The sequence below is a fragment of the Kribbella aluminosa genome (assembly GCF_017876295.1).
GTDB lineage: Bacteria > Actinomycetota > Actinomycetes > Propionibacteriales > Kribbellaceae > Kribbella > Kribbella aluminosa.
Genome location: NZ_JAGINT010000001.1, coordinates 812,115 through 836,017, shown reverse-complemented (window position 1 = coordinate 836,017; position 23,903 = coordinate 812,115). Strand labels below are relative to the sequence as shown.

General features: G+C 68.5%; 23 protein-coding genes and 1 pseudogene. 15 read left to right on the top strand and 9 right to left on the bottom strand.

Features of this window, described 5'->3' with window-relative positions; genetic code table 11:
* The first annotated feature begins 419 nt into the window (after positions 1-419).
* A complete protein-coding gene (ilvY, locus tag JOF29_RS04145) occupies positions 420-1,319 on the top strand; it encodes an HTH-type transcriptional activator IlvY (RefSeq protein WP_209692885.1) in 900 nt (299 codons plus the stop codon).
* Here the strand turns inward: ilvY and JOF29_RS04140 are convergent.
* Positions 1,243-2,307 carry a LacI family DNA-binding transcriptional regulator gene (locus JOF29_RS04140; protein ID WP_209692884.1) on the bottom strand — a complete coding sequence of 355 codons (1,065 nt, stop codon included), beginning with the start codon at positions 2,305-2,307 and terminating at the stop codon, positions 1,243-1,245. The two genes, ilvY and JOF29_RS04140, sit on opposite strands and share 77 nt — an antisense overlap.
* Before the next feature lie 148 nt (positions 2,308-2,455).
* Here JOF29_RS04140 and JOF29_RS04135 point away from each other — a divergent pair, with 148 nt between their 5' ends.
* Genes JOF29_RS04135 through JOF29_RS04115 form a run of 5 tightly spaced genes read left to right on the top strand, consistent with a single transcriptional unit; the run spans position 2,456 to position 7,317 of the window.
* Positions 2,456-3,685: a sugar ABC transporter substrate-binding protein gene (locus JOF29_RS04135; RefSeq protein ID WP_209692883.1), complete on the top strand. Its 1,230-nt coding sequence runs from the start codon at positions 2,456-2,458 to the stop codon at positions 3,683-3,685.
* Positions 3,686-3,691: 6 nt separating this feature from the next.
* Positions 3,692-4,639 (top strand): carbohydrate ABC transporter permease, encoded by a 948-nt coding sequence (locus JOF29_RS04130; RefSeq protein ID WP_209692882.1) that lies wholly within the window; start codon positions 3,692-3,694, stop codon positions 4,637-4,639.
* A 21-nt stretch (positions 4,640-4,660) separates the two neighbouring features.
* On the top strand, positions 4,661-5,461 hold the full coding sequence (locus JOF29_RS04125) for a carbohydrate ABC transporter permease (protein WP_209692881.1): 801 nt from the start codon (positions 4,661-4,663) through the stop codon (positions 5,459-5,461).
* Between the two features lie 19 nt (positions 5,462-5,480).
* Complete coding sequence (locus JOF29_RS04120; protein ID WP_209692880.1) at positions 5,481-6,248, top strand: ThuA domain-containing protein; 768 nt, start codon at positions 5,481-5,483, stop codon at positions 6,246-6,248.
* Positions 6,241-7,317: a Gfo/Idh/MocA family protein gene (locus tag JOF29_RS04115; RefSeq protein WP_209692879.1), complete on the top strand. Its 1,077-nt coding sequence runs from the start codon at positions 6,241-6,243 to the stop codon at positions 7,315-7,317. Before JOF29_RS04120 ends, JOF29_RS04115 begins: the two co-directional genes overlap by 8 nt.
* Here JOF29_RS04115 and JOF29_RS04110 read toward each other — a convergent pair.
* Positions 7,294-8,160 carry a LacI family DNA-binding transcriptional regulator gene (locus JOF29_RS04110; RefSeq protein WP_209692878.1) on the bottom strand — a complete coding sequence of 289 codons (867 nt, stop codon included), beginning with the start codon at positions 8,158-8,160 and terminating at the stop codon, positions 7,294-7,296. The two genes, JOF29_RS04115 and JOF29_RS04110, sit on opposite strands and share 24 nt — an antisense overlap.
* 70 nt (positions 8,161-8,230) lie before the next feature.
* On the opposite strand from JOF29_RS04110, the gene JOF29_RS04105 reads away from it, so the two are divergent.
* From JOF29_RS04105 to JOF29_RS04080, 6 genes are all read left to right on the top strand, one after another.
* Complete coding sequence (locus tag JOF29_RS04105; RefSeq protein ID WP_209692877.1) at positions 8,231-9,439, top strand: ROK family transcriptional regulator; 1,209 nt, start codon at positions 8,231-8,233, stop codon at positions 9,437-9,439.
* 189 nt (positions 9,440-9,628) lie between these two features.
* On the top strand, positions 9,629-11,284 hold the full coding sequence (locus JOF29_RS04100) for an ABC transporter substrate-binding protein (RefSeq protein WP_307863138.1): 1,656 nt from the start codon (positions 9,629-9,631) through the stop codon (positions 11,282-11,284).
* A gap of 9 nt (positions 11,285-11,293) precedes the next feature.
* Positions 11,294-12,283, top strand: coding sequence for an ABC transporter permease (locus JOF29_RS04095; protein WP_209692875.1), 990 nt, complete (start codon positions 11,294-11,296; stop codon positions 12,281-12,283).
* 11 nt (positions 12,284-12,294) lie between these two features.
* On the top strand, positions 12,295-13,203 hold the full coding sequence (locus JOF29_RS04090; RefSeq protein ID WP_245357436.1) for an ABC transporter permease: 909 nt from the start codon (positions 12,295-12,297) through the stop codon (positions 13,201-13,203).
* On the top strand, positions 13,200-14,063 hold the full coding sequence (locus JOF29_RS04085) for an ABC transporter ATP-binding protein (protein ID WP_209692874.1): 864 nt from the start codon (positions 13,200-13,202) through the stop codon (positions 14,061-14,063). Before JOF29_RS04090 ends, JOF29_RS04085 begins: the two co-directional genes overlap by 4 nt.
* A 49-nt stretch (positions 14,064-14,112) precedes the next feature.
* On the top strand, positions 14,113-14,913 hold the full coding sequence (locus JOF29_RS04080; RefSeq protein ID WP_209692873.1) for an ABC transporter ATP-binding protein: 801 nt from the start codon (positions 14,113-14,115) through the stop codon (positions 14,911-14,913).
* A 145-nt stretch (positions 14,914-15,058) separates the two neighbouring features.
* On the opposite strand, the gene glmM is transcribed toward JOF29_RS04080, so the two are convergent.
* Genes glmM through rplM form a run of 3 tightly spaced genes read right to left on the bottom strand, consistent with a single transcriptional unit; the run spans position 15,059 to position 17,413 of the window.
* Positions 15,059-16,405 carry a phosphoglucosamine mutase gene (gene glmM / locus JOF29_RS04075; RefSeq protein WP_209692872.1) on the bottom strand — a complete coding sequence of 449 codons (1,347 nt, stop codon included), beginning with the start codon at positions 16,403-16,405 and terminating at the stop codon, positions 15,059-15,061.
* A 7-nt stretch (positions 16,406-16,412) separates the two neighbouring features.
* A complete protein-coding gene (gene rpsI / locus JOF29_RS04070; RefSeq protein ID WP_209692871.1) occupies positions 16,413-16,934 on the bottom strand; it encodes a 30S ribosomal protein S9 in 522 nt (173 codons plus the stop codon).
* Between the two features lie 35 nt (positions 16,935-16,969).
* Positions 16,970-17,413 carry a 50S ribosomal protein L13 gene (gene rplM, locus JOF29_RS04065; protein ID WP_131286311.1) on the bottom strand — a complete coding sequence of 148 codons (444 nt, stop codon included), beginning with the start codon at positions 17,411-17,413 and terminating at the stop codon, positions 16,970-16,972.
* A 261-nt stretch (positions 17,414-17,674) separates the two neighbouring features.
* On the opposite strand from rplM, the pseudogene JOF29_RS04060 reads away from it, so the two are divergent.
* Positions 17,675-18,989: pseudogene (locus tag JOF29_RS04060) on the top strand (citrate synthase).
* 127 nt (positions 18,990-19,116) lie between these two features.
* Here JOF29_RS04060 and JOF29_RS04055 read toward each other — a convergent pair.
* A complete protein-coding gene (locus tag JOF29_RS04055; protein ID WP_209692870.1) occupies positions 19,117-19,572 on the bottom strand; it encodes a nuclear transport factor 2 family protein in 456 nt (151 codons plus the stop codon).
* A 133-nt stretch (positions 19,573-19,705) separates the two neighbouring features.
* Here JOF29_RS04055 and JOF29_RS04050 point away from each other — a divergent pair, with 133 nt between their 5' ends.
* Positions 19,706-20,254, top strand: coding sequence for a TetR/AcrR family transcriptional regulator (locus JOF29_RS04050; protein ID WP_307863135.1), 549 nt, complete (start codon positions 19,706-19,708; stop codon positions 20,252-20,254).
* 244 nt (positions 20,255-20,498) lie between these two features.
* Here JOF29_RS04050 and JOF29_RS04045 read toward each other — a convergent pair whose 3' ends face one another.
* On the bottom strand, positions 20,499-22,196 hold the full coding sequence (locus JOF29_RS04045) for an ABC-F family ATP-binding cassette domain-containing protein (protein WP_209692868.1): 1,698 nt from the start codon (positions 22,194-22,196) through the stop codon (positions 20,499-20,501).
* Between the two features lie 178 nt (positions 22,197-22,374).
* Here JOF29_RS04045 and JOF29_RS04040 point away from each other — a divergent pair, with 178 nt between their 5' ends.
* A complete protein-coding gene (locus tag JOF29_RS04040; protein ID WP_209692867.1) occupies positions 22,375-22,605 on the top strand; it encodes a hypothetical protein in 231 nt (76 codons plus the stop codon).
* Here JOF29_RS04040 and JOF29_RS04035 read toward each other — a convergent pair whose 3' ends face one another.
* Positions 22,606-23,121, bottom strand: a complete 516-nt coding sequence (locus JOF29_RS04035) for a hypothetical protein (RefSeq protein WP_245357435.1) — start codon at positions 23,119-23,121, stop codon at positions 22,606-22,608.
* A 235-nt stretch (positions 23,122-23,356) separates the two neighbouring features.
* Entirely contained in the window at positions 23,357-23,890 is a 534-nt protein-coding gene (locus tag JOF29_RS04030) for a SigE family RNA polymerase sigma factor (protein ID WP_245357434.1), read from the bottom strand.
* Positions 23,891-23,903: the final 13 nt, after the last annotated feature.

Here is a 23,903-nt window from a genome sequence, read left to right as displayed (position 1 = left end):
CCTCCGCACCGCGCCGCTCCACAATCTGCAACACTGGGGCTCTAACGACAAACGGCGGTGCCCGTGAACAAGCAATTACCTGTCGCCAGACCCCACGAAGTGTCCACATCCCCAGGCACCGGCAGCACGCGGCGCCTGCGCAGGGCCGGCGCGGCGCAGGGCCGGCGCGGCGTGGGGCCGGCGCGGGGCTGGGGCCGGCGCGGGGCTGGGGCCGGCGCGGCGTGGGGCTGGGGCCGGCGCGGCGTGGGGCTGGGGCCGGCGCGGCGTGGGCGTGGGTCGGCGCGGCGTGGGGTTGCGTACCGACGGACGGGTAGTGGTGGCCGGGCGGCGTGCCGGGTAGGTGTGAGGACGGCGGGTCGCCGGGCGGGAGGCGTACCACTGCCCGTTGTTCGGTACGGGGAAGACGAGCGGAGGTTGGGGTGGAGCAGCGGGAGCTGGAGCTGTTTTTGCATCTGGGGCGGACGTTGAACTACGGGCGGACGAGTCTGGAGTGTCATGTCAGTGCGGCGACGTTGACGCGGACGATTCAGCGCCTCGAGGTGCGGGTCGGAGCGCGGTTGCTGGACCGGGGGCCGCGGGGCGTGATGCTGACGGCGGAGGGGCGGCGGTTCACGGCGTACGCGGAGAAGGCCCTGGAGCTGTGGGCCGACTACAGAGCTGCCTCGGAAGAGCCGACCGGTCTGGCCGGTGAGCTGCGGATCTTTGCGACGGTGACCGCCTGCCAGACCCTGCTGCCGGACCTTCTCCGGCCGTTGCGTGACGAGCACCCGCAGATCCGCCTGGACATCCGTACGGGTGACGCCGCGGCCGCGTTGGCTCGGCTCGACGAGGGCGAGGTCGACGCCGCGGTGGCCGGCATCCCGAAGCGCCTCCCGCAGACCCTGGTCACCCGCACGGTGGCCGTCACCGATCTGGTCCTCGTCCGCGCCACCAACAACCCACCCGCCAATCGACCCGACGGTCCGTCCGCCAAGCCGGCCGCCGGTCTGCCCGCAACTCCGCCCGGTCTGCCTAGTGACGGGCCGTACGTTGTGCCTGCGCGGGGGCTGGTTCGGGAAGCGGCGTTTCGGTGGTTTCGGAGAACGGGGGTGAGGCCAACGATTGCCGCAGAGCCCGACGGGCACGAGGCGCTGCTCGCGCTGGTGGCGCTGGGTTGCGGCGTCGGCGTCGTACCGCGGCTGGTGCTCGACTCGTCCGTCGTCCGCGATCAGCTGGAAGAACTACCGGCCGACCTCGAGCCGCTCACGATCGGGCTTTGCGCGCGCCGCGCCGACCTGCACCGGCCTTTGGTCGCGGCGCTCTGGGCGCTGCGACCGTAGCGCCCGGCGACAGCTTCGCGGGGACGAGTTGCGGCGGCAGCGGATCGGCGCCCTCGAGCTGCCGGATCAACGCCTCGGTGCCGAGCTGCCCCAGCTCCGGACCGGGCGTCCGCATCATCGTCAGCTCCGGATCCGCCATCGCCGCGGTCTCCGGAACCATCAGCAGCGACAGCACCGACACCTCCCCCGGTACGTCGTACCCCGCGCGCTTGAGCCCCGACACCACCCCGAGCGCGGCGTACTCGTTCAGCACCAGCACTGCCGTCGTTTCCGGGTAGTCCGCGAGCAACCGCGCCACCGCGGCCTTCCCCGCCGAGGTCGTGTCCGAGCACGGCAGCACCACGACCGGCAGGTCGTACGCCGCCGCGACCCGCCGGTACGCCGCCTCGACCCGCACCCACGGCCCGTACGCGTGGAACCGCGGGTCGTCCAGATCGCCCGAAATCAAGGCGAGTTGCCGATGCCCGAGCTCGTACAGGTGCCGGACCGCGTCCTCGACCGTCGTGTCGAAGTCGATGTCCACGTGCGACAACCCGTCGAGCTCGGTCGTCCGCCCGATCAGCGCGAACGGCGTCGCGGACTTCCGCAGTACGTCGATCCGCGGGTCGTCGAGCTGCACCTCCATCAGTACGACGCCGTCCACCAGACCTTGCCCGAGCAGCTCCCGGAGCTCGACGCCGTCGTTGCCGACCGGCCACAGCACCAGGTGGTAGTCCTCCTTGCGCGCGGCCTCGGCCGCGCTGGTGAAGAACTCCGCGGTCGACATCCCGAACTTGTGCTCGAGTGCCGGGTACGCCATCGCGATGATGTGCGTCCGCCGGGACGCCAGCGCACGGGCGACCATGTTGCGGCGGTACCCGAGGTCGAGCATCGCCTGCTCGATCCGGGCCCGGGTCGCGGCGGTCACGGGCTTGGTGTCGTTCAGCAGGAACGAGACAGTCGCGATCGAGACACCGGCACGCTGAGCGACGTCCTTCATCGTGACCATCGATCGACCCCCTCTGAGCCCTTGACAGGTGTGTGACGTAGGGAACATAGTCCTTCAACACCTCAGTTAAGCGGTTTACCGCCAAATCCACAAGGAACTCTCCCCGCCCCTCGTCCATCGGTTAAACGCTTTGAAGGAGTCCGATGTCATGATCAGCAAGCGGATCGCCGCCGCGCTGGCGGGTGCGACGACGGTGTCGCTCCTGCTGGGCGCCTGCGGCAGCAACGGCGGCGGCCAGTCGTCCAGCTCCGGCGACAGTGTCAAGAGCCTCACGATCCTGGACTACTACAACAACGAGCCGGACAAATCCCTTGTACAGAAGGGACTCGACGGCTGCGCGTCGAAGCTCGGCATCACGATCCAGCGGGAGACGGTGCCTGGTGACACCTTGATCCAGAAAGTGCTGCAGCAGGCGTCGTCGAAAACGCTTCCCGACGTGCTGATGCTGGACAACCCCGACGTCCAGCAGATCGCGGCGACCGGTGCGCTGGCACCGCTGAACGACCTGGGTCTGAACGGGGACGGCGTCATCAAGGGCATGGTCGACGCGACGTCGTACCAGGGCAAGCTCTACGGGCTGGCGCCGGTGACGAACACGATCGCGCTGTTCTACAACAAGGACATGCTGGCCGAGGCCGGCGTCCAACCGCCGAAGACCTGGGACGAGCTGAAGGCAGCGGCCAAGAAGCTCACCAAGCCCGGTCGGTACGGGATGGCGTTCAACGCGAACGCGACGTACGAAGGGTCTTGGCAGTTCCTGCCGGCGATGTGGACCAACGGCGGCGACGAGACCAACCTGAACAGCCCGCAGGTGGCCGATGCGCTGCAGTTGTGGGTCGACCTGGTGAAGTCGGGGTCGGCGTCGAAGAGCGTCATCAACTGGACCCAGGGCGACGTCAACGACCAGTTCATCGCCGGCAAGACCGCGATGATGGTCAACGGCCCGTGGCAGATCCCGGCGCTGGAGAAGAATCCCAAGATCAAGTGGGACGTGGTCACGTTCCCGCTGAACAAGCCGGATCAGACGCCGGTCGCGCCGCTGGGTGGAGAGGCCTGGACGGTCCCGCTGAACAAGGACCAGGCCAAGCAGCAGAAGGCCGCCGACTTCGTGAAGTGCCTGAACTCGGACGCGAACGAGCTGGCCTGGGCGAAGGCCCGGTACACCATCCCGACCAAGACCGCGCTGCTCGACGAGTACGTGAAGCAGGTCCCGTCGATGAAGGCCTTCACGGAGCAGGTCAAGACCGCCCGCTCGCGGACCGGCAAGCTCGGCGACAAGTGGCCGGACGCCGCCAAGGTGATCTATCAGGCGATCCAGCTGGCGCTGACCGGTAAGGCCACTGCCCAGGACGCCTTCAAGCAGGCCTCCGGCGGCTGATCGGCGATGGCGACACTCACACGTACGACGCGTACCAGTACGGCCGGCCGCGCGCGGGTGCGCGGCCGGCACCACCGGGGCGAAAGCCTCACCAAGGTGCTGTTCGTGCTGCCGGCCGCGGTGGCGATGCTCGGACTGTTCGGCTATCCGGTGGTGAAGAACCTGCTGATGAGCCTGCAGGACTACGGGCTGAAGACGTTCTTCACCGGCGTCGCGCCGTGGGTCGGGCTGCAGAACTACCGCACGGTCGTGACCGACAAGCTGTTCTCGGACGCGATGCTGAACACCGCGCTGTTCACGATCGGCTCGATCGCCTTCCAGTTCGCGATCGGGCTCGGGCTCGCGCTGTTTTTCCGAAACCGTTTTCCGTTGAGCGGCCTGCTCCGGTCGCTGTTGCTGCTGCCGTGGCTGCTGCCGCTGATCGTGTCCAGCGCGACCTGGCGGTCGATCCTCGAGCAGGACAGCGGCATCCTGAACCGGACGCTGATCGGGCTGCACGTCGTCAACGACCCGGTGCCGTGGCTGAACTCGCCGTCGGTCGCGCTGATCGCGGTGATCGGCGTGAACATCTGGATCGGCATCCCGTTCAACGTGACGCTGCTGTACTCCGGTCTCTCGGAGATCCCGGACGAGCTCTACGAGGCCGGCCAGCTGGACGGCGCGACCGGGTGGCGCTCGTTCTGGTACATCACCTGGCCGAACCTGCGCTCGGTGGCGAGCGTGCTGCTGATGCTCGGCGTCGTCTACACGATCAAGGTCCTGGACATCATCCTCGGCCTCACCGGCGGCGGCCCGGCGAACGCGACCCAGACGCTGGCCACCCAGTCCTACGAGAAGTCGTTCGTGGACTTCCGGTTCGGCCAGGGCGCGGCGCTGTCCAACATCCTGATCGCGATCTCGTTCGTGTTCGCGATCTTCTACCTGCGCGGCAGCCGTCGCGCTGTCGACGAATAACAGACGAGTAGGAGGGGCACGATGCGACGTACGGCGTACACCGTCATCGGGGTGCTGATCCTGTGCGTGATGCTGTTCCCGGTCTACTGGATGCTGAACGCCTCGCTGCAGCCGTCCGGAAACACGCTGACGGCCGGTTTCCTGCCGTTGCATCCAACGTTTTCCGGCTACAAACGGGCGCTCGACGAGCAGGGCGGGAACCTCGTCACCAGCATGATCATCGCGGCCGGCACCGTGGTCCTGAGCCTGGCGATCGCGACGCCGTGTGCGTACGCGCTCTCCCAGTTCCGGTCCCGCTGGGTGTCGGTCGGGCTGCTCGCGATCCTGATCTCGCAGATGATCCCCGGCATCGTGATCGCGAACGCGCTCTACACGGCGTACGAGCGGATCGGGCTGCTGAACTCGATCCCGGGCCTGATCATCGCGAACTGCGCCAGCGGGATCCCGTTCGCGATCCTGATCCTGCGGTCGTTCATGCTCTCGCTGCCGCCGTCGCTGGTGGAGGCCGCGCGGGTGGACGGGGCCGGCCTGTTCCGGGCGTTCGTGGCGATCGTGCTGCCGATCAGCAGGAACTCGCTGATCACCGCCGGACTGTTCAGTTTCCTGTTTTCCTGGAGCGATTTCCTGTTCGCGCTGACGCTGACCACGAAGGGCGGCGTCCGGCCGGTGACGCTCGGGATCTACCAGTACCTCGGCACCCAGGTGCAGAACTGGAACGCGGTGATGGCGACCGCGGTGCTCTCGGCGATCCCGGCCGTCGTGCTGCTGATCGCCGCGCAGAAGTACATCGCCGCCGGTGCGATCGGCGGCGCCGTCAAATGACCATTGGGGATACCAACAAATGAACGTACTTGTCTGGGGCGAGAACCGGCACGAGCAGGTCGAGCCGCACGTCCGGGAGATCTATCCCGACGGCATGCACTCGGCCATCGCGGCCGGGATCGCCGAGAACCTGCCCGACGTCAAGGTCTCCACCACTACCCTCGACGAACCCGAGCACGGCCTCACCGAAGAGGTGCTGGCCCAGTCCGACGTCCTGGTCTGGTGGGGCCACGCCGCACACGGCGAGGTCGACGACAAGGTGGTCGAGCGCGTGTACCAGCACGTGCTGGCCGGGATGGGCCTCGTGGTGCTGCACTCCGGCCACTGGTCGAAGATCTTCGGCAAGCTGATGGGCACCACCTGCACGCTCCGCTGGCGCAGCGAGCGGGACCGCGAACTGGTCTGGACGGTCAACCCCACGCACCCGATCGCCCAGGGCGTACCGCACCCGATCGAGATCGAGCAGCAGGAGATGTACGGCGAGTTCTTCGACATCCCGGTGCCGGACGAGCTGGTCTTCGTGTCCTCGTTCTCCGGCGGCGAGGTGTTCCGCTCCGGCTGCACGTTCCGCCGCGGGCACGGCAAGATCTTCTACTTCTCCCCCGGCGACCAGGACTACCCGGTGTACCACCACAAGGACATCCGTAAGGTGATCGCGAACGGCGTCGCCTGGGCCCGCACGGACCTGCCGAAGCGTGAACTGCCGACGCTGCTGCGCTACGAGACCGACGATTTCTTCAACGGACACGGGTACACCGGACCCATCGAGGAGCCTGCCGATGCCTGAACCCCTACGCCTGCTGCAGGTCGGAGCCGGCGGGATGGGCCGCGCCTGGCTGCGCACCATCGCCGCCAACCCCGACGTCGTACTGGTGGGCCTGGTCGACCTCGACGTCGACGTGGCCCGCACGGCAGCCGCCGAGAACGGCCACCCCGACGTGCCGGTCGCGGCCTCGATCGACGAGCTGACCGATCGGGCGGACGCGGTGATCGACGTGACCGTCCCGGTGGCGCATCCGAAGGTCAGCGTGGATGCCTTGCTGCGCGGACTTCCGGTGCTGTGCGAGAAACCGCTGGCGGAAACTGTCCGCGAGTGTCTGCAGATGGCGGCCGCGTCCGAGGTGAGCGGCCAGCTGCTGATGGTGTCGCAGTCCCGGCGGTACTTCCGCGCCGTCGAGGCGTTCCAGCGGCAGCTCGCCGAGCTCGGACCGATCGGCACGCTGTCCTGCGAGTTCTACAAGGCCCCGCACTTCAGCGGCTTCCGCGAGCGGATGGCCGAGCCGCTGCTCGTCGACATGGCGATCCACCAGTTCGACCTGTCCCGCAAGCTGATCGGGTCCGAACCGGTGTCGGTGTACTGCGACTCGTACAACCCGTCCTGGAGCTGGTTCGACGGCAACGCCGCCGCGTCCGCGATCTTCACGTACGCCGACGGCACCCGCTTCACCTTCGTCGGCAGCTGGTGCGCCCCCGGCCTCGAGACGTCCTGGAACGGCCTCTGGCGCGCCAGCACCCCAGGCGGTACGGCGACCTGGGACGGCGACAACCCCCCGGTCGCGGAACCCGACGTACCGGCTTCCCTCGGGGAAGAACCCGAGGAGATCGCCGGCTCCCTCGCGGAGTTCGTCAACGCTGTCCGTACGTCGACCACACCCCAGTCCGAGGTCCACTCGAACGTGGTCAGCATCGCGATGGTCGAAGCCGCCGTACGCTCGGCGAACACCGGCGTACCGATCCGCATCACCGACATCATCAGCGAGGCCCACACCGAGGCGCTCTCGACGACCCAGAACCCCGACCTACTGGCAGCCCTGAAGTCCTGGACCAACCCGCTAGCGGCGGTCGGCCTGGACTGATCTCGCGGTGGAGCGATCCAGGCGGATCGTCGGCTTGGGGAGCTGGTACGTCGTCGGCGCCGCTCCCTGCATCACGTTGAGGATCGCTTCACCCACGATCGTGCCCAGTCCGTGGACGTCGACTGTCACGACGCTGAGCGGTGGCGTGGCCAGCCGCGCCACCGCGGTGTCGTCCCAGGCGATCACCGAGAGCCGCTCGGGAACCGCCACCCCCAGCTCCTTCGCCGCCGCCAGGCCGCCGATCGCCATCAGGTCGTTGTCGTAGACGACGCCCGTCGGGACCCGGCTGCCGGTGAGCAGCTGGTGCATGGCGTCCCGCCCGGAGTCCTCCGAGTAGTCCCCCTCGATCACCCGCCCCCGCACGTCCCGCTCCGCGCAGGTCGCCATGAACGCGTCGTCGCGCGCCTGGCAGTGCAGCATGTCCCGCGGGCCGCTCACCCGGGCGATGTCACGATGCCCGAGGTCTGCCAGCGCCCGGACCGCGGCGCGGGCGCCCTCGGCGTTGTCGACCAGTACGTTCGTGATCGGCACCTTCAGCTCCGGGCCGCCGAGCAGCACCGCCGGTACGCCTAGCCGCTGCAGCTCGTCCAGCCGCGGGTCGGTGGCCCGCAGGTCGACCATCACGATGCCGTCGACGTGCCGGTTCGGCACCCAGCGCCGCCAGATCTCGAGCTCGGCGGTAATGTCCGCGGCGAACTCGATCAGCAGGCTGCAGCCGCGTCCGGCGAAGACCTCCTCGATCCCCTGGACGACGTCGGCCATGAACGGCTCCATCCCGAGCAACCGCCCGGGACGCGCCAGTACCAGCCCCGCGATCCGCTCGCGCGCCGTCTGCTGCTGCATACACTGCCCTCCAAGACCGAAGCCACTATATTCACAGACCTAACAAACTCGACAGATTGCGGATGTTCCGATGCAGCAGGTCAGCGACGCGTCGCGATCGCCGGGCTACGACCCGGCACCGACGAACAGCCGTGCCCTCATCGTGGACAGCATCCGCTCCGCGGGCACGGTCAGCAGGGTGGAACTCACCCAGATCACCGGCCTCACCGCCCCTTCGGTCACCACGCTGGTCCGGCGGCTGATCGACGACGGCCTGGTCGACGAGGCCGGCCGCGGCTCGTCCACCGGCGGCAAGCCTCGCACGCTGCTGCGGATCCGCGCCGCCGCCCGGTACGTCGTCGGCGTCCACCTGAGCCCGGACAGCCTGACGTACGTGCTGGTCGACTACGCCGGCGGGGTACTGGCGCGCTGGCGGCGGGACGGGCCCGGCGACGAGAGCGACCCGGCGCAGGTGGTGGAACGGATCGGCACCGAGACCACCGAGCTGATCGAGCGCGCGGGCGTCGACCCGGGCCTGATCCTCGGGCTCGGGTTCGTCTGCCCCGGCCCGCTGATCCGCAACCTCGGCGTCACCTCGGCCCCGCCGAGCATGGCGAACTGGATCGGCTTCCCGATCCACCAGCGCCTCGAGGAACGGCTCGGTCTGCCGGCGCTGCTCGAGAACGACGCGACCGCGGCCGCCGCGGGCACCCGGCTCACCACCAGCCACGACGTGTCGGTGATGGCCGGGCTGTTCATGAGCGAGGGCATCGGCTCGGGTCTGCGGCTGAACGGCCACGTCTACCAGGGCGCGCACGGCAACGCCGGCGAGGTCGGCCACGTCTGCGTGCAGATCGGCGGCCCGCGGTGCTGGTGCGGGAGTACCGGCTGCCTGGAGGCGATCGCCGGTCCCGCCACGGTCGTCGCGAAGGCGCGGGCCGCAGGCCTCGACCTCGGCTCACAGCGACGTACCGGGGTCGCGGCGTTCGCCGCCATCGCCCGGCTGGCGCTGACCGGGGACTCGCGGGCCGAGGCGATCCTCAAGGACTCGGCGTCCTGGCTGGCGCTCGGCGCGCAGACGATCACCAACATGTACGACGTCCAGCTGCTGGTGCTGACCGGGCCGGCGTTCGCCGTCGCCGGGACGATCTACCTGCCGATCATCCAGGACCGGATCATGAGCTCCGCGTTCGGGCGGGCCGTGAACACCGAGGTGGTGCTGGACGAGCGCGGTCACGACGCGGCCGCGATCGGCGCCGCGCTGATGATGCTCCGCTCCGGGCGCGCGATCTCCGCGTAGCCGGTCACCTTCCGCAGCCCGGGCTGTCCGAATCGTTACCGCACTGACCTCTTGCGCCTTCTTTGTTAGGCGAACTAAGTTACGGCCAGCTTCCCTGGCGGGTGCCGGGTGACGCGTTCGAAGACCGCGTTGGAAAGGAATCGATCAATGCTCCGGAACCCGACGAGAGGTACCCGCGGACGGCGCCTGGTGAGCGCCGCTGCCGTCGCGACCGTCGCCGCCCTGCTGCTCGCCGCCTGCAACGGCGCCGCCACCGGCAACCAGGGCGCCGCCAAGGACGCCTCGATCACGGTCGCGGCCGGCGACATCACTACCGAGAACTTCAACCCGTTCAGCAGTACGGCGCTGCAGCCGACGCTAGGCGTCATCTACGAGCCCCTGTACTGGTACAACTTCGCGAAGCAGTCGGAGCCGACGCCCGTCCTCGCGTCGGGCTTCTCCTGGAACGCCGCCGGTACCGAGCTCACCATCAAGACCCGGCACGACGTGAAGTGGAACGACGGCCAGCCGTTCACCGCGAAGGATGTAGCTTTCACGTTCAACCTGGTCGCGAAGACGCCCGCCCTGAACCCGTCCGGGCTCGCCGCCATCGCGAAGGCGACCTCCGACGACACCGCCGTACTGACCTTCAAGTCCAAGTCCCTGATGCAGGAGCCGGCCGTGCTCGCCAACCAGGCGATCGTGCCCGAGCACATCTGGAAGGACATCTTGGACCCGACGACGAACCTCAACAAGGACCCGGTGGGCACCGGCCCGTTCAAGGTGAAGTCCTACACGCCGCAGAGCTTCGTACTGACCAAGAACGACCAGTACTGGGAAGCGGGCAAGCCGACCATCAAGGAGGTGCGGTACCTCCCGGTCACGTCCGCGGACGCCGCGAGCGCCGCACTCGTCGCGGGCAAGGTCGACTGGGCTAGCGCGTACCTGCCGGGCATCGACAACATCATGAAGTCCGGCAAGAACCTGACCTACGTGAACACGCCCGTGATGACGACCGTCATCGTGACCTGCTCGAACCCCGCCCTCGGCTGCACCGGCCCGCAGACGGATCCCGCCGTACGCAAGGCGATCTCGCTGGCGATGAACCGCGAGCAGCTGGCGAAGCTGGCCGGCGGTGGTGTCGCGGGTGTCGGGTCGCCGACGATGCTGCTCCCGGGCCGCGACGACAACTGGATCGCGGACGCCGGTACGGCGAAGCTCCCGCAGAGCGCCGACACCGACGCGGCGAACAAGGCCCTCGACGCGGCCGGCTGGACGAAGGGCGGTGACGGCGTACGGACGAAGGACGGAAAACGCCTCTCGCTGACCGTGCAGACCGTCACCGGGTGGAGCGACTACATCCTGATCAACGACACCCTCAAGCAGCAGCTCGCCGCGATCGGCATCGAGCTCAAGCCCAGCCAGGTGTCCTGGAACGAGTGGAACGCCGCGCAGACCAACGGCAAGTTCCAGCTGTCGCTGGACTCGGTCGGCCTCGGTGCGTCCACGAACCCGTACTTCACCTACGACAGCAAGCTCGCCACCACGAACACCGCGCCGGTCGGCAAGAGCGCCTCGGCCGGTAACCAGTCCCGGTTCTCGAACCCGGCCGTCGACGCCGCTCTCACGGCGGCCGCGGGGACCACGGACCAGGCCGCGCAGAAGGCGGCGTACGCGAAGATCCAGGGCATCGTCGCGGATCAGCTGCCGTACATCCCGGTGTACGTGAACTCGATGCTCACCGAGTTCAACACCTCCCGCGCGACCGGCTGGCCGACCAAGGACAACCTGTACGTTCTGCCCGCGGCCTGGAAGGCGTGGGACGCCGGCATCGTCCTCAAGACGATCAAGCCCGCCGCCGGCTGAGGCGCGGCCGTGCGCTATCTGCTGCGGAAACTCGCCTTCTACGTGGTCGCGCTGTGGGCGGCGCTGACGCTGAACTTCCTGATTCCCCGGCTGATGCCGGGGAATCCGGTCGACCTGATGCTGTCCAAGCTCGCGACGAAAGGCCCGGTCACGCCGACGACCCGGGCGGCGATCCAGGCGCTGCTCGGCACGGACACCAGCTCGTCCCTCTGGACGCAGTACTGGCGTTATCTGCACCACCTGGTCACCGGCGACCTCGGTACGTCGATCGCGTACTTCCCGGCGCCGGTCTCCCAGGTGATCGGGCAGACGCTGCCCTGGACCGTCGGGCTGATCGGGATCGCGACCGTGATCTCGTTCGCGATCGGGATCCTGCTCGGCCGCGCGGCCGGCTGGCGGCGCGGATCCTGGATCGACAACCTGATCCCGTTCACCACGATGCTGCAGTCGGTCCCGTACTTCTGGCTGGCGCTGTTACTGCTCTTCCTGCTCGCCAGCACCTGGCCGGTCTTCCCGCTGAGCGGCGGGTACGACGTGTACTCCGTGACGCCCAGCTGGAGCCTGCCGTTCCTGCAGTCGGTGCTCTACCACGGCGCGCTGCCCGCGCTGACGATCGTCATCTCGTCGATCGGCGGCTGGATGCTCGGGATGCGGAACATGATGGTCTCGACGTTGTCCGAGGACTTCGTCGTGACCGCGGAGGCGAAGGGCCTGACGCCTCGCCGGATCCGGTCCCGGTACGTCGCCCGGAACGCGATTCTGCCGTCGGTTTCCGGATTCGCGATCTCGCTCGGGTTCGTGGTCGCCGGGTCGATCGTGACCGAGGCGGTGTTCTCCTACCCGGGGATCGGGTCCGCGCTGCTGCTTGCCGTCGGCAACAACGACTACGCGCTGATGCAGGGCGTCTTCCTGATCATCACGCTCGCCGTCCTCGGCGCGAACCTGCTCGTCGACCTCCTGTACGGCGTCATCGACCCCCGCACGCGTGCGCGGTCCTGAGGAAGGGCTCCATGACTGTCACTACTGAAGGGGCGGTCGCCGTCGCGACCCCGTCCCGGCGCCGGCTGCCTCCGATGACCCTCAAGCTGGCGGTCGGTCTGGGCATCGCCGGGCTGATCATCCTGTTCGGCGTGCTCGGCCCGCTGCTGGTCGGCAATCCGTCGACGGTCCGCGACATCGGGCTGACCGGGCCGGGGAACGGTTTCCTGCTCGGTACGACGCAGAGCGGGCAGGACGTCTTCGCCCAGCTCGCGTACGCCACCCGCGGCTCGCTGATCATCGGCGTCGTGGTCGGTGCGATCACGCTGCTGCTGTCCTCGTTCTTCGGCGTCGTCGGCGCGTTCGTCGGCGGCTGGACGGACGAGGCGTTCTCGCTGCTCACCAACATCATGCTGGTGATCCCCGGGCTGCCGCTGGTGATCGTGATCTCCAGCTACGTACCGAACAAGTCGATCTGGCTGGTGGCCGCCGTACTCGCGATCACCAGCTGGGCCGGGTCCGCCCGGGTACTGCGCGGGTTCACGCTCAGCGTGCGCAGCCGCGACTACGTGCTGGCGGCACGGATCGGCGGCGAGAAACGCTGGCGGATCCTGCTGGTCGAGATCCTGCCGAACCTGGTCCCGCTGCTCGCCTCACAGGTGGTGTTCGCGGTGATCTTCGCCATCCTCGGCGAGGCCGGGCTGTCCTTCCTCGGGCTCGGCGCGTCCGGCTCGTTCACCTGGGGCACGATGCTGTTCTACGCCCAGAACGGGCTGGCGCTCCGGCTCGGCGCCTGGTGGTGGTTCGCGCCGCCGGGGCTGGCGATCGCGCTGTTCGGCGCGGCGCTGTCGCTGATCAACTTCTCGATCGACGAGATCATCAACCCGAAACTGCGCTCGCAGACCCGGGCCGAACGCAACCAGTGGAGCGTGCCGGCATGAACGCGGTCCTGAGTATCGAGGACCTGAGCATCGACTACCTGGCCGAGACCACCGTGCACGCCGTCCGGGACGTGTCGCTGACCCTGGAGCGCGGCGAGATCCTCGGCCTCGCGGGGGAAAGCGGTTGCGGAAAGTCGACCCTCGCGTACGCGATCACCCGGCTGCTCAAGCCGCCGGCGCGGATCACCGGCGGACGGGTGCTGTTCTCGTCCCGGGAGGGGTACGACATCGACCTGTCGGCGCTGACCGGCGACGACCTGCGCGCGTTCCGCTGGGACAAGATCGCGATGGTCTTCCAGGGCGCGATGAACTCGCTCAACCCGGTACTGCGGATCTCCGAACAGCTCGAGGACGTCTTCATCACACACCGGCCGGAGCTCGGCAAGGCCGACCGCCGGGAGCGCTGCGGCGAACTCCTCGAACTGGTCGGCGTCGACCGCGACCGGCTCCGCGCGTACCCGCACGAGCTGTCCGGCGGCATGCGGCAACGCGTGATGATCGCGATGGCGCTCGCGCTCGAACCGCAGGTACTGATCATGGATGAGCCGACCACCGCCCTGGACGTCGTCGTACAGCGGGAGATCCTCCGCGAGATCACCCGGCTGCGGTCCGAGCTCGGGTTCGCGGTCGTCTTCATCACCCACGACCTTCCGCTGCTGCTGGAGATCAGCGACCGGATCGCGGTGATGCGGGCCGGCCTGATCGTCGAGCTCGACGACGCGCTCACGCTCTACACGAAGCCCAAACACCCGTACACGAAGCGATTGCTGTCGTCGTTCCCCAGCCTCACCGGCGAACGCGGCAGCTTCGTCCGCAGCGGCGAGCTCGCTCTGGACGAGACCGACCAGGAGGCGCTGTGAGCGAGCGATCAACAGCCGGCACCGGAGCCGAGCGAAGCGAGGTGCAGGTGTGAGTGTGCTCGAGATGCGTGAGGTGGTGAAGGAGTACCGGCTGCGCAACGGGCTGCGGACAACACGCCTGCGCGCGGTCGACCAGGTCAGCTTCGAACTGCAGCCCGGCCGGACGATCGCGCTGGTCGGCCAGTCCGGCTCCGGCAAGTCCACGATCGCCAAGCTCCTCCTCCAGCTCGAGCGGCCGACTTCCGGCCAGATCCTGGTCGACGGCAAGCCGATGCGGTACCGCGGCGCGGCGGCAGCGACGTACCGCAAAGCCGTCCAGATGGTCTTCCAGGACCCCTTCGCCTCGCTGAACCCGTACCACTCGATCGCCCACCACCTCGCCCGGCCCGTGAAGCTCCACCACCCCGGCTTCAACCAGGACCAGGTCGGCGAGCGCGTCCTCGAACTACTCCGCCGAGTCCGCCTCGACGAGGACTACGCCCACCGCAAGCCCCACGAACTCTCCGGCGGCCAACGCCAACGAGTAGCAATCGCACGAGCCCTCGCCCCGGAACCAGCAATCCTCGTCGCCGACGAACCGGTCTCGATGCTGGACGTATCCATCCGCCTAGGAGTCCTCAACCTCCTCGCGAACCTCCAACGCGAGGAAAACCTAGGCGTCCTGTACATCACCCACGACCTGGCCACCGCCCGCCACTTCAGCGACGAAATCATGGTCCTGTACGACGGCCAGGTGGTCGAACAAGGCCCCGCCGACGCCGTGATCCTGAACCCTCAGCACGAGTACACGAAGCTGCTCGCCGAAGCCGCGCCAGCACCTGAGCGGCGGCTCGCCGAACTCCGGCCGTGAGCAAAACGCCAGCCGGAGGGGCGGTTCACCGGAACAAATCCTGCAACCGGCGACGAAGAAATTCCGCAAAGGCGGCCTGAGTCCCGGGCTCTCTGCCAGCCGTAACAGCAAGTGCGCCGGTGAGATCCGGCGCACTTGGTGTATTTCAGAGCTTCAGGGAAGAGGCGACCACGTCGGCCAGGGTGTGGGCGATTTCGTGGGCGGTGTCCGAGGACTCGGCTTCGACCATGACCCGGACGAGTGGCTCGGTGCCGGAGGGGCGGAGCAGGACTCGGCCGGTGTCTCCCAGGCGGGTGGTTGCCTCGGTGACGGCGATCTGGACGGCCGGGTCGGTGCCGGCGCGGGTTTTGTCGACGTTCTTGACGTTGACGAGGACCTGGGGGAGGCGGGTCATGGCCCCGGCCAGGTCCGCCAGGCTCTTGCCGGTTTGGGCTACTCGGGCGAGCAGGTTGATCGCCGTGAGGGTGCCGTCGCCGGTGGTGGCGTGGTCGGAGAGGATGACGTGGCCGGACTGTTCGCCGCCGAGCTTGTGGCCGCCGGCCTTCATCGCCTCCAGGACGTACCGGTCGCCGACCTTGGTCTGCTCGACCGCGATCCGCTCCCGGACCATCGCCTGGACGAAGCCCAGGTTGCTCATCACGGTCGCGACCACGGTGTCGTTCGACAGCCGGCCGCTGTCCCGCATCGCCAGCGCCAGGACGGCGAGGATCTGGTCGCCGTCGACGAGCTCGCCGTTCGCGTCCACCGCCAGGCAGCGGTCGGCGTCGCCGTCGAGCGCGATGCCGACGTCGGCGCGGTGCCCGACCACCTCGCGCTGCAGACCCTCGATGTGCGTGGATCCGCAGTTCAGGTTGATGTTCAGGCCGTCCGGCGCGGCGCCGACCGTGATCACCTCGGCGCCCAGCCGGCGGAGCGCCTCCGGAGCGGTCTCCGAGGCGGCGCCGTTCGCGCAGTCGATGACGACCTTCAGCCCGTCGAACCGGTTCGGCGCCGAGCGGACCAGGTGCGCGACGTACGTCCCGAAGCCCTGGCCGTCGTCGTTCACCCGGCCGACGTCCGCGCCGGTCGGGCGCTGCCACTCCTCGCCCATCTGGGCCTCGATGGCGTCCTCGATCGCGTCGTCGAGCTTGATCCCACCGCGGGCCAGGAACTTGATGCCGTTGTCCGGCATCGGGTTGTGGCTGGCGGACAGCATCACGCCGAGGTCGGCGCCGGTCGAGCCGGTCAGGTACGCGACGGCCGGGGTCGGCAGCACGCCGAGCCGGACGACGTCGACGCCGGCGCTGGCCAGACCGGCCACCACGGCGGCTTCCAGGAACTCACCACTGGCACGCGGATCCCGGCCCACAACGGCGCGTGGCCGGTGCCCTTCGAAGGCACCGGCCTCGCCGAGTACGTGAGCTGCCGCGACCGAGAGGTCGAGCGCCAGCTCCGCGGTCAGGTCCACGTTCGCCAGGCCACGGAATCCGTCCGTGCCGAACAAACGCCCCATCAGGTGATCAGCGCTTGCTGTACTGAGGCGCCTTACGGGCCTTCTTGAGACCGGCCTTCTTGCGCTCCTTGATCCGCGCGTCGCGGGTGAGCAGACCGGCCTTCTTCAGACCCGGGCGGTTGGCCTCGAGGTCCGCCGCGTTCAGGCAGCGGGCCACGCCGAGCTGCAGCGCACCGGCCTGGCCGGTGATGCCGCCGCCGTTGATCCGGGCGATCACGTCGTACGAGCCCTCGAGGCCTGCGACGACGAACGGCTCGTTCACGTGCTGCTGGTGCACCTTGTTCGGGAAGTAGACGTCAAGGTCCTTGCCGTTGATCTTCCACTTGCCGGTGCCCGGGACGATCCGCACGCGGGCGACGGCCTCCTTGCGGCGACCAGTGGCGCCGGCCGGGTTGATGACCGCGACCCGACCCGTCTCGGCGCGCTGCTCCGGAGCCGGGTTGGTCTCGGAGGTGTAGGCGACCGGGCCCTCGGTGTCGATGGGGACCTCGGTGTCGAGCTCTTCGGTCTCGGTGGTGATGTCGCTCACGCTGTGAATCCTCGTTTACCTGGTTCGTCGATCGCTTACTGGGCGATCTGGGTGATCTCGAACGGCTTCGGCTGCTGGGCCGTGTGCGGGTGCTCCGGGCCGGCGTACACCTTCAGCTTGGTGAGCAGCTTCCGGCTCAGGCGGTTCTTCGGGAGCATGCCCCAGACGGCCTTCTCCACGGCCTTGCGCGGGTCCTTGTCGAGGATCTCGCCGATCGGCGTGGCGGTCAGACCACCCGGGTGACCCGAGTGGCGGTAGGCAAGCTTGTCGGTCCGCTTGGTGCCGGACAGCGCCACCTTGGAGGCGTTGACGACGACGACGAAGTCCCCACCGTCCACATGCGGGGCGAACGTCGGCTTGTGCTTGCCGCGCAGCAGGGTTGCGATCTGGACGGCGAGCCGACCGAGCGTGACGTCGGTGGCGTCGATCACGTGCCACTCACGGGTGACGTCAGCAGGCTTCGGGCTGTACGTGCGCACGGTCGTTGACCTTCGTTTCTCAGAGGTTGAACAGAACTGGACGTCGGCGAGCGGTCGGCCGACAAGACATGAGCCTGTACTGGACCTGAAACGCACAACAGCAGCCCAGAATACCGGCGACGGCACGCAGCGGTCAAAGTGAGCCAACGCCGCCGAACCGACCCCGGCTTGGAACGAGCTGAGGACCGCACTAGTTTAGCGGTGAAGATTGCAGTCCAGACCCGCGTCCCGCCGGCTGATCTACCCTCATTCAACCAGGCGATGACGCCAGCTTCCGAAGAGGGCATCGTGACCGAACAGTCGCTCACCGTCCGGGACAACCGGACCGGCAAGGACTTCGACCTTGCCATCACCGATGGCACCATCCGTGCCGCAGATCTCAAGCAGATCAGTGCAACCGACGGCGACGGTGGCCTGGCCACCTACGACCCGGGGTTCGTCAACACCGCCTCCACCCGTTCCTCCGTCACGTTCATCGACGGCGACAAGGGCATCCTCGAGTACCGCGGGTACCCGATCGAGCAGCTCGCCGAGCAGTCGAACTACCTCGAGGTCGCGTACCTGCTGGTGAACGGCTCGCTGCCGAACAAGGCGGAGTACGAGGCCTGGGCGCACGACGTGACGTATCACACGTTCGTGCACGAGAACCTGAAGACCTTCATGCAGGGCTTCCGGTACGACGCGCACCCGATGGGCATGCTGCTCGCCTCGGTGGGCGCGCTGTCCACGTTCTACCCGGAGTCGCGGGAGATCTTCAACGAGGAGTCGCGGGCGCTGCAGATCCGCCGGCTGATCGCGAAGATGCCGACGCTGGGCGCGTTCGCGTTCCGGCACGCGCAGGGCAAGCCGTACGTCTACCCGGACAACGAGCTCAGCTACGCGGCCAACTTCTTGTCGATGCTGTTCAAGATGAGCGAGCCGAAGTACGCCGCCGACGACCGGCTGGTGCGGGCCCTGGAGATCCTGTTCATCCTGCACGCCGACCACGAGCAGAACGCGTCCACCAACGCGGTTCGCGCGATCGGCTCGACGCAGGTCGACCCGTACAGCGCGGTCACCGGCGGCATCGCCGCCCTTTACGGACCGCTGCACGGCGGCGCCAACGAGGCGGTGCTGAAGATGCTCCGCCGGATCGGCACCGTCGACAACGTGCCGGCGTTCATCGAGGGCGTGAAGAACGGCGAAGAGCGGCTGATGGGCTTCGGCCACCGGGTCTACAAGAACTACGACCCGCGGGCGAAGATCATCAAGAAGGGCCGCCGACGACGTGTTCGAGGTGACCGGGATCAACCCGCTGCTGAAGATCGCCGTCGAGCTGGAGAAGATCGCGCTGGAGGACGAGTACTTCGTGTCCCGCAAGCTCTACCCGAACGTCGACTTCTACTCGGGCCTGATCTACGAGGCGCTGCAGTTCCCGCCGGAGATGTTCACCGTGCTGTTCGCGATCCCGCGGACGTCCGGCTGGCTGGCACAATGGCTGGAGATGCTCGGCGACAGCGACCAGAAGATCGCCCGCCCGAAGCAGATCTACACCGGCGAACGCGGCGCCCAGTACGTCCCGATGGGCGACCGCTGACCCGCTCCCCCACTGCACTCGCCGGGCGCGGGTGAGGCTGGGCGCCGGCGGTTGGAGTACTGAAATTGGAGATGGCCCCGGGCGGGGTTTGGTGCCTCGGTCCGGGGCCATCCGGCGCCTCTGCGGACTAGGACGCGGCCTCGGCGCCCGCCGGTTCCATCAGCTGGGCGACCAGTTCGTCGACCTGGCCGCGGGCGCGGATCATCGCCAGGTGGTCGATGTAGTCCCGGGACTCCACGATGAGCCCGTCGCGGACCCGGAGGACGAAGATCGCCGGCACCCGGAACGGCTCGCCGGTGGCGAGAATCGTCCCGGCGTACTCGAACTCGGCGACGATCACCTCCGGGTCGGTCGTCCGGTGCACGCGGATGTTGTCCGGCTGGAAGCGCACCACCTCGGTGACCCGCGGACCGACGCCGCCGAAGTGCTCGCGGAGCGCGTCCCGGCTGAGCAGCGGGCGGTCGCCGTACGGGTGCATCGGGTGCCGGACGTCGGTCTGCTCGGCGTACAGCTCCGGCAGTGCGGCGAAGTCGCGGTCGGCGACGCCTTGGACCAGCTTCAGGAAGACCTCTTCAGGAGTCATCGGAATCCTCACAGGAGTTAAACGGAGTACTGACTATCGAATATATGGAGTTGTAACTTCGTTTACAACCGGATCAGGGTTCCCGGCGTCTTCTAGGCTGATGGCTTCGGAGGGGCGACGGAGGGGAGCTGGGGTGCGGGCAGACGCGCGGGACAACCGGGCCAGGATCATGACGGCGGCGGACGACGTCTTCGGGCGGTCGCCGGGAGCGTCCACGGACGACGTGGCGAAGCTGGCCGGGGTCGGGATCGCCACCGTGTTCCGGCACTTCGCGACCAAGACCGAGCTGCTCGAGGCGGTCCTGACGCTGCGCCTGGAGCGGCTCCGGGACCGGGCGCTGCAGCTGGCCGGCAGCGCGGATCCGGGCGCGGCGTTCTACGAGTTCTTCACCCAGGTGGTCTCGGAGTCGGCGTCGAAGCTGGCGATCGCCGAGGCGCTGACCGCGTCCGGGGCGGCAGCCGGCGAGGAGGCGCGGGCGGCCGGGCGCGGGATGCGGGAGGCGTTCGACGGGCTGCTCACCGCGGCGCAGAAGACCGGCGCGGTCCGTCCGGACGTCCGGTTCGCCGAGGTCTACGCGCTGCTGATCGGCGCGTCCCGCGGTGCCACCGCGGCCGGCCTCGAACCCGACGTACGGGACCGGATGCTGGGGATCGTGTACGACGGTCTGAAGCCGCGCGGGTGAGACGCCGCCGGCGATCCTGGTCCCGCCGGCGCCGGCTCACGGTCGTCCTGCTGGTCGTCGTACCGCTCGGGAGGACTACTTCCGCCAGGTCGCCGAGCGCGTCAACCAGCTCGCCGTGATGTCGTACCCAGCTGGCGCTGGAGATCACTCCGCCGACACGGACCTGCTGATGGGACTCCCGGCGTACTGGGAGAACAACGCCGCCCACTGGGGCCGCCTACCGCGACGGCTGGTGCCTCCAGCCCTAGCGGGCCCGGTCGACGCGGCCTTCGTCCCAGACGGGCTCGGCCGGTTCGTAGACGGAGCCGTCGGCGCCGAAGACGAGGTAGCGGTCGAAGCCGCGGGCGAACCAGCGGTCGTGGGTGACGGCGAGGACCGTGCCGTCAAAAGAGTCCAGGCCCTCCTCCAGGGCCTCGGCGGACTCGACGTCCAGGTTGTCGGTGGGCTCGTCGAGCAGGAGCAGGGTTGCACCGGACAGCTCGAGCATGAGGATCTGGAAACGGGCCTGCTGACCACCTGACAGGCTGTCGAAGGTCTGCTCGGCCGCATGCGCCAGCTCGTACCTGTCCAGCTTCCGTGAGGCTAACTCGCGCCCCATGCCGTCACGGTGGTCGTCGCCACGGTGCAGGATCTCCAGCAAGGTCCTACCGAGGAGCTCCGGGTGCTCGTGCGTCTGCGCGAACCAGCCGGGCCTTACGCGCGCACCGAGCTTCGCCTTGCCCGCGTGCGCCACAGGCGCGATCGGGCTCTGCAATTCTTGGGTGGCGCCGATCGGCTGGTGCTCCACGTCCGGGTCAGAGCCGCCAGTAGCGAGCAGCCGGAGGAAGTGCGACTTCCCGGAGCCGTTCGACCCCAGCACGGCCACACGCTCGCCGTACCAGACCTCCAGGTCGAAGGGCTTCATCAGCCCGGTCAGCTCGAGTGCTGTGCACACGACCGCCCGCTTACCGGTACGGCCGCCGGTGAGGCGCATGCTGACCTTCTGCTCGCGCGGCAGCGCCTGCGGCGGACCAGCCTCTTCGAACTTGCGCAGCCGTGTCTGCGAGGCCCGGTACCGCGACGCCATGTCGGAGTTGTACGCCGCCTTCTGCTTGTACATCAGCATCTGTGCGCGCAGCTTCGCGTGCTCCTCGTCCCAGCGCTTCCGTAGCTCCTCGAAGCGCTCGAACCGGTGCTGCCGAGCCTCGTGGTACGTCGCGAAGCCCCCACCGTGCGTCCACGCGTTGTTGCCGGCCGCGCCGAGCTCCACCGTCACGATGCGGGTAGCGGTGTTGGCCAGCAGCTCCCGGTCGTGGCTGATGAACAGCACGGTCTTGTCAGAGGTACGCAGCTGCTCTTCCAGCCACCGCTTCCCTGGTACGTCGAGGTAGTTGTCCGGCTCGTCCAGCATCAGCACCTGCTCCGGCCCGCGCAGCAACGCCTCCAGGACCAGGCGCTTCTGCTCACCACCGGACAACGTCTTCACCGCACGCCAGCGGCACCGGTCGAACGGGATACCCAGCGCGGCCGTCGTACAGACGTCCCAGAGCACCTCGGCGTCGTACCCACCGACCTCCCCCCAGTCCGCCACCGCCTGCGCGTACCTGAGCTGGGTCTTCTCGTCGTCGGCCTCCATCATCGCCAGCTCGGCCTTGTCCAGCTTGGCCGCCGCCTCCCGAATCGCCTGCGGCGCGACCCCCAGCAACAGGTCCCGAACCGTCGACTCGTCCCGCACGGAGCCGACGAACTGCCGCATCACCCCCAGCCCACCGGACCGCGCGATGCTGCCACTGTGCGGTTTCAGGTCACCAGCGATGATCCGCGTGAGCGTGGTCTTGCCCGACCCGTTCGCCCCGACCAGCGCGACCTTCGCCCCGTCCCCCACCCGAAACGTGATGTCGTCCAGCAACACCCGCCCGTCCGGCAACTCGTACCCGACCCCGGCGACATCCACGTGACCCATTCCCCCAGTCTGACGGCCCGCCCTGATCCGGGCGAACCGTTATTGTCGGCGCGTACTTCGGGGGTTGGTGTGGGTGGGCGGGGTTCGGCCGCGGCTCGGGAGGGATGGCGGGCCGGGAGTCGACGTACGGGTGGTGCGCCTGCGCGGTAGGTGGGGGTTGCGGACCTGAGGTGTCCCTATGATCGGGGCGGGCCTAGGTGAGGAACAGGTGCGGATGGACGGGCAGCAGGCGGACGGTGCCATGAGACAGGCGAATGCGCCGACCGCCGCGGAGATCGCCAAGCTCCGGGAGTTCCTGGGCGTTCACACCGACGCCGACCGTCCTGGTGTGTACAAGGGGACGGGCGAGCGGCCCGACAATGTCCGGCCGCTGGCTCGGCCGGACAGGACCACCAACGAGCTCGACTGACTACCAGCCTTGCAGGGCGTTCAGGTAGGTGCTGCCGGACGGGCGGACCTCGCCGGTCATGAACAGCTTCAAGGGAGCGGCGTACAGGCCGTACGTGTGCGTGCCGGTGAAGAAGCCGGGTGACATGCAGCCGTCGTACTCGACCCAGATCTCTCGTACGCCGTCCGCCGTGTCGAAGCGCAGGACGATCGCCTCGGCCGGCTTCGCGGTCTGGGGGGCGCACTTGAAGACCGGGAGCGCCGGGTTGCGCTCCGGGAGGACCTTGATCGCGTCGACCACCTGCTGCGCCACGGTGGCGTCAAACACCTGCTGCCCGAGCAATGTGCCGTCGGACATCTTGTAGCGGCATGCCTTCAAGCCCGTGACCGGCGTACTCACGTCAAGACCGGTACCAGCCGGCAACGCGTTCGGCCCGCCAGCCCGCTGGATGGCAGGCACCGACGGGCAGCCGACGCCGGCTACCTTCGGCTCGGCGATTCCGTTGCTGCCCTGCGCCGTACCGGCAGCAGGAGCCAAGCCAGCATCGCTGTGACTGGAAGAAACCGGGGACTCGTTACCCACGACCCCCCACACACCACCTGCCACCGCAGCAACCAGCACCGCACCAGCGGCCACCGACCACGTCTGCCGACGCCTGTGCACGCGGCGACGCGCCTCACGTGCCAGCCCGGTCTTCTGGGTGCCTGTGAGACCAGCGTGGTCCTGTAGCGCCGAAGTGATCTTGGGGCCGAGCTCTTGCTCAGGGTCGTGCTCAGGCATCCTCGGCTCCTTCCGTGCTCTCCTGCTGGCCCAGTGTGGTCTTCAGAGCGGCCAGGGCTCGATGTACGTGCGACCGTGCCGTTGCTTCCGCACAGTGCAGCAGCTGGGCGATCTCGGCGTACGACAGCTCCTCGTAGAACCGCAGTACGACGGCAGCCCGCTGCTTGTCCGGCAAGGTCGCACACAGGTCCCAGATGGCGTCCGCCTCCGCCCGCTGCGCCGTACCGTCCGGAACCGCACGGGCCGTCCGCACCGGGTCGTCGACAGGAGCCTCCCGCCGCCGGAACCGCCGCCACCAGGAGATGTGCGCGTTCACCACCATCCGCTTCACGTACGCCTCGGGGTCGTCCGCACGACTCACCCGCCCCCAGCGCGCGCAGGCGGTCGTCAGCGCATCCTGTACGGCATCCTCGGCCAGGTTGGCGTCTCCGGTCAGCACATAGGCGAACCGCAGCAACGCGTCGGCCTTGGCGGTGACCCACACCTCGAAGTCGACCGGTTCGACCCGCACCTCCGCTGCCGCCAAGGCTGCCTCCATG

Bases quoted from the DNA above. Each gene is read 5' to 3' on its own strand.
- JOF29_RS04140 (WP_209692884.1), bottom strand. From the start codon at position 2,307: ATGGTCACGATGAAGGACGTCGCTCAGCGTGCCGGTGTCTCGATCGCG.
- JOF29_RS04135 (WP_209692883.1), top strand. From the start codon at position 2,456: ATGATCAGCAAGCGGATCGCCGCCGCGCTGGCGGGTGCGACGACGGTG.
- JOF29_RS04130 (WP_209692882.1), top strand. From the start codon at position 3,692: ATGGCGACACTCACACGTACGACGCGTACCAGTACGGCCGGCCGCGCG.
- JOF29_RS04125 (WP_209692881.1), top strand. From the start codon at position 4,661: ATGCGACGTACGGCGTACACCGTCATCGGGGTGCTGATCCTGTGCGTG.
- JOF29_RS04120 (WP_209692880.1), top strand. From the start codon at position 5,481: ATGAACGTACTTGTCTGGGGCGAGAACCGGCACGAGCAGGTCGAGCCG.
- JOF29_RS04115 (WP_209692879.1), top strand. From the start codon at position 6,241: ATGCCTGAACCCCTACGCCTGCTGCAGGTCGGAGCCGGCGGGATGGGC.
- JOF29_RS04110 (WP_209692878.1), bottom strand. From the start codon at position 8,160: ATGCAGCAGCAGACGGCGCGCGAGCGGATCGCGGGGCTGGTACTGGCG.
- JOF29_RS04105 (WP_209692877.1), top strand. From the start codon at position 8,231: ATGCAGCAGGTCAGCGACGCGTCGCGATCGCCGGGCTACGACCCGGCA.
- JOF29_RS04090 (WP_245357436.1), top strand. From the start codon at position 12,295: ATGACTGTCACTACTGAAGGGGCGGTCGCCGTCGCGACCCCGTCCCGG.
- JOF29_RS04085 (WP_209692874.1), top strand. From the start codon at position 13,200: ATGAACGCGGTCCTGAGTATCGAGGACCTGAGCATCGACTACCTGGCC.
- glmM (WP_209692872.1), bottom strand. From the start codon at position 16,405: ATGGGGCGTTTGTTCGGCACGGACGGATTCCGTGGCCTGGCGAACGTG.
- JOF29_RS04055 (WP_209692870.1), bottom strand. From the start codon at position 19,572: ATGACTCCTGAAGAGGTCTTCCTGAAGCTGGTCCAAGGCGTCGCCGAC.
- JOF29_RS04045 (WP_209692868.1), bottom strand. From the start codon at position 22,196: ATGGGTCACGTGGATGTCGCCGGGGTCGGGTACGAGTTGCCGGACGGG.
- JOF29_RS04040 (WP_209692867.1), top strand. From the start codon at position 22,375: ATGATCGGGGCGGGCCTAGGTGAGGAACAGGTGCGGATGGACGGGCAG.